The sequence below is a fragment of the Nocardioides sp. P5_C9_2 genome, from assembly GCF_054049555.1.
Genome location: NZ_JBFUMD010000308.1, coordinates 1 through 4,834 on the forward strand (window position 1 = coordinate 1; position 4,834 = coordinate 4,834).

At 70.5% G+C, this 4,834-nt stretch carries 3 protein-coding genes; 2 read left to right on the forward strand and 1 reads right to left on the reverse strand.

The features are described 5' to 3' along the window. Window positions 1–393 (forward strand): hypothetical protein (locus ACXJKL_RS14665; protein ID WP_457207782.1); only part of this gene is annotated, 393 nt, incomplete at its 5' end. An 89-nt stretch (window positions 394–482) separates the two neighbouring features. Beyond that, complete coding sequence (locus tag ACXJKL_RS14670) at window positions 483–3,896, forward strand: ExeM/NucH family extracellular endonuclease (RefSeq protein WP_457207783.1); 3,414 nt, start codon at window positions 483–485, stop codon at window positions 3,894–3,896. A 129-nt stretch (window positions 3,897–4,025) separates the two neighbouring features. On the opposite strand, the gene ACXJKL_RS14675 is transcribed toward ACXJKL_RS14670, so the two are convergent. After that, on the reverse strand, window positions 4,026–4,834 hold an 809-nt coding region (locus ACXJKL_RS14675; RefSeq protein ID WP_457207784.1), incomplete at its 5' end, for a glycoside hydrolase family 15 protein.

The window sequence follows — 4,834 nt, forward strand, 5'->3', positions numbered from 1 at the left end:
GGCAAGGCCCGGGCGGTCTTCACGGTCCGCGGCGGCAAGGAGTTCCGCATCATCGCGCAGGACTCCAAGACCACGCTGGCTCGCGGCGTCGTCCTCACCACGCCGACGCTGGCGCACAAGGTCTTCCCGAAGAAGGCCCGGATGATCAAGGCCGCGAAGACCAAGGTCCGGATCAAGGTCAAGGTCAAGTCCGCCGTGGACCTGCCCGCCAAGGGCCGCGTCACGGTCAAGGTGGCCGGCCACAAGTACAACGCCAAGGTCAAGAACGGCGTGGCCAAGGTCAAGGTCCGCAAGTTCGCCAAGCCCGGCAAGTACAAGGTGAAGGTGACGTTCCGCGGGAACGACACGTTCGCGGGCACCAGCGAGAAGTTCACGATCCGCGTCAAGCACTGATCGACCAGTGGGGGTCCGGCTCAGCCGGGCCCCCACTGCTTCGCGTCACCCAGCACGTCCTCACCCACCACCCCCCACTCGGAGAACTCATGTCCGCACGTCCCCCCTTCCGGCGCAGCGCCCTGCTCGCCGGCCTCGCGGTCGCGGCCACCGGCCTCGTCGCGATCCCCGTCACCGCCACGGCCAACCCGGCCGGGACCGACCTCGTCATCAGCGAGGTGTACGGCGGCGGCGGCGGTAGCACCGGGTCGCCCAGCTACACCCACGACTTCATCGAGCTCTACAACCCGACCGACACCGCTGTCTCGCTCAGCGGGTGGTCGGTCCAGTACAAGTCCAGCACCGGCGCCACAGCTGCTCCGGCCGCGCTGACGGGCAGCGTCGCCGCTGGTGACCACTTCCTGATCCAGTCGGGCAACGCCGGGACGGTCGCCGACACCCCGGCCCTGCCCATCCCGGATGCCACCGTGGGCCTCAACCTCTCGCAGTCGGGCGGCATCGTCTTCCTCGCCAGCTCCACCGACCCGGTGACGGCTCGCGCCGACGTCGCAGGTGTGAGCACCGGCGGACTCGTCGACACCGTCGGTTTCGGGACGACCGCCGATACCTACGAGACCACTCGTACGGGCGTCGCGCTGACCATCACGACCTCTGCCTCCCGCGTCGGTGGGGCCGATACCGACAACAACGCCACTGACTTCGTCGAGGGCACGCCCGACCCGCAGAACGCTGAGCCCGTGGCCCCCGGGCCCCTCGCGGCCACCTCCCCGGGTGACCAGACCGGCCAGGTCGGCTCGCCGGTCGCCGACGTCACCCTGGAGGCCACGGGCGGCACGTCGCCGTACACGTGGACCGCCACCGGCCTGCCCGCCGGCGTCACCGTTGCCCCCGACGGTGTCGTGTCGGGGACCCCGACGACGGCAGGCACCTACGAGGTCACAGCCACGGCCACCGACTCGGCTGCGACTCCGGCCACCGACGACGTGACGTTCACCTACACGATCACCGCAGCTGCGGCCCTGATCCCGGTCGCCGACATCCAGGGCACGGGCGCGACGTCCCCGCTGGTCGGCCAGAACGTCAAGACGCAGGGCGTCGTCACGGCGTCGTACCCCACGGGTGGGCTCAACGGCTTCTACCTCCAGACCCCGGGAGCCGACACCGCCGACGCGTCCGACGCCGTCTTCGTGTACGGCGGCACCGGCGGCTTCACGACCTACCCGGCCGTCGGCGACTCCGTCCAGGTGACCGGCCAGGTCGCCGAGTTCTCCGGCGCGACCCAGGTCGTGGCCAGCCAGTCCGGTGTCGTGCCGGTCGCCTCGCTCGGCAGGGTGACCCCCAAGACCCAGGTCCCCGGCACCGACTGCGCCCTCCCCGGCACGGACTGCCTGTCCGGCGCTGCTCTCGACGAGGCGCGCGAGGTCGCCGAGGGTGAGCTGTTCCAGCCGACCGCCCCGTGGACCGCGACCGACGTGTACGACGGCGGGCCCTACTACAGCGACGGCTCCAACTCGTCCTCCTTCCGCGGCGAGATCGGGGTCGCGGCCAACAGCGACAAGCCCCTCGTCGCGCCGACCGAGGTCATCGACGCCCAGGCGACCGCGCTGGTCGCCGAGCGCAAGAGGTACAACGACGCGCACCGGATCATCCTGGACGACGCGTCCAGCATGACGTTCTCCACGACCCAGAACAGCACCCAGCCGTTCCCGTGGTTCACCGCGGACCACACCGTGCGCGTCGGTGCGGGCCTCACCTTCCCCAAGCCGGTGATCTTCACCTACGGCTTCAACGCATGGCGGGKCCTCCCGCAGGCGCAGGTCGTCGGTGCACCCACCGGGACGATCAACGTCGAGCAGACGCGACCGGCGGCCCCCGAGGCCGTGGGTGGCGACGTGAAGCTCGCGACCTTCAACGTCCTGAACTTCTTCCCCACGACCGGTGAGGAGTTCGTCGCCTCCGGACTGGGCACGTGCACCTACTACCGCGACCGCGACGGCAACCCGATCACCAACAACAGGTGCGACCCCGACGGCCCCCGCGGTGCCGCCAACCAGGCGAACCTCGAGCGCCAGCGGGACAAGATCGTCGCGGCCATCAACACCGCCGACGCCGACATCGTCTCCCTGGAGGAGCTGGAGAACTCGGTCAAGTTCGGCAAGCCCCGCGACTTCGCGATCAACGAGCTGGTGTCGGCCCTCAACGCCGACGCAGGCGCCGGCACCTGGGCCGCCGTCCCGTCGGCGAGCATCCTGCCGCCGACCTCCGACCAGGACGTGATCCGCAACGGCTTCATCTACCAGCCCGCCCACGTCGCGCTCGTCGGTGAGTCCATCGTGCTCAGCGACCAGTCGTCGGCCGGCGAGGCCTTCGAGGACGCCCGCGAGCCCGTCGCCCAGGCCTTCAAGGAGGTCGGCGCGGCTGACGCCGACGCCTTCGCCGTCATCGTGAACCACTTCAAGTCCAAGGGCTCCGGCACGCCGGACCCGAACGGTCAGGGCAATGCCAACGACCGGCGCGTCCTCCAGGCCAACGCCCTGGTGAGCTTCGCCGACTCGTTCAAGTCCCAGCGGGGGATCAGCCGGGTCTTCCTGGCCGGCGACTTCAACGCCTACTCCGAGGAGGACCCGATCCAGGTCCTCGAGGCGGCCGGCTACACCAACCTCGAGTCGAGCAGCAAGCCGGACGAGGAGACCTACAACTTCGACGGCCAGATCGGCTCGCTCGACCACGTGCTCGCCAACGCGGTCGCGCTCAAGGACGTCAACGCGGTCGACGTGTGGGACATCAACGGCTACGAGTCGGTCTACTACGAGTACGCCCGCTTCAACAGCAACGTCACCAACCTGTACGCGCCGAACCCCTACCGCTCGTCTGACCACAGTCCGGAGATCGTGGGCATCAACACCCCGACCGCCCCGGTCACCCCGCCCGGCACCCCGACGTCGAGCGTCGAGGCGTCGGTGACCCCGCAGCGGGTCGTCGTCGACCGCACCCGCGCCATGGTGCACGTGAAGGTCATGCGCGGGGACAAGAGGGACGCCACCGACGGCACCGTCGAGGTGCGCGAGGGGTCGACCCTGCTCGCGTCCGCGCCGGTCACCAACGGCGTCGTCAACATCACGCTGCCCGTCTTCACCACCGTCGGTGAGCACACGCTGACGGTGCGGTACGCCGGTGGCACCAGCACGACCGTCGAGAAGACCCTCGTGGTCGAGGTCCTCAAGGCCGCCTCGGATGCTCGGGCCAAGGTCTCCACCAAGCCCGGCAAGGCTCCCGTGGTGAAGGTCCGGGTCGGTGCCGACGGCGCCAAGGCCCACGGCAAGGTGAAGGTCACCGTCAAGGGCAAGCCTGCCCTGAAGCGGACCATCCGGCTCGAGGGCGGCAAGGCCAACGTGCGCCTCGCCGGCCTGCGGCCGGGTCGCTACACCGTCGTCGTGCGCTACCTGGGCGACGACGAGACCCAGCGCTCGCGCGAGACGCTGCGTCTCCGCGTGCGCCGCTGAGTCCAGCTCACCTGAACGGCCCCCGTCCCGCGCGCGAACGCGGGGCGGGGGCCGTTCGCCGTGGCGGGCGGGGTCGGCTGGGGAACGAGATCGCTGTCCCGCGGCTAATCCGCGACACGGTCGCCACGGTCATTGCAACGCGAGGGCCGCCTGCACCAGGGTGAGGTGGCTGAAGGCCTGCGGGAAGTTGCCCGCCATGCGTCCCGCGTCGACGTCGTACTCCTCGGAGAGCAGCCCGACATCGTTGGCCAGCGCACAGAGCCGGTCCATCAGGGCGTGCGCGTCGTCGCGGCGTCCGGCGAGCGCATAGGCCGAGACCAGCCAGAACGAACAGGCGAGGAAGGGGTGCTCGCCGCCCGAGAGACCGTCGACCCCGGTCTGGGTGCGGTAGCGGCGCAGCAGGCCCTCGTGCATGAGGTCCTCCTCGATCGCCGAGATCGTCCCCAGGACGCGCTCGTCGTCACCGGGCAGGAAGCCGACCAGGGAGACGTTGAGCAGGCTGGCGTCGAGCTCGGTGGTGTCGTAGTGCTGGGTGAAGGTCCCCCGCTCCTCGTCGTACCCGCGCGCGAGCACCTCGGCGTGCACCTCGTCGCGCAGGGCGCGCCACCGGTCGACGTCACCGGGGAACCCGTGCTCCTCGACGGCCCGGACCGCGCGGTCGAAGGCGACCCACACCATGACCCGCGAGTGGGTGAAGTGCCGCAGCGGCCCACGGATCTCCCAGAGGCCGTTGTCCGGCTCGTCCCAGTGGGTCGCCAGCTCGTCGACCWGCGCGCGCTGGAGGGCCCAGCTCTGCGCCGTCTCCTCCAGACCGGCGTGGCGGGCGTCCTCCAGGGCGATCATCACCTCGCCCAGCACGTCGGTCTGGCGCTGCCCGACAGCGCCGTTGCCGATGCGGACCGGCCGGGACCCGGCGTACCCGGCCAGGTGCTCCAGCT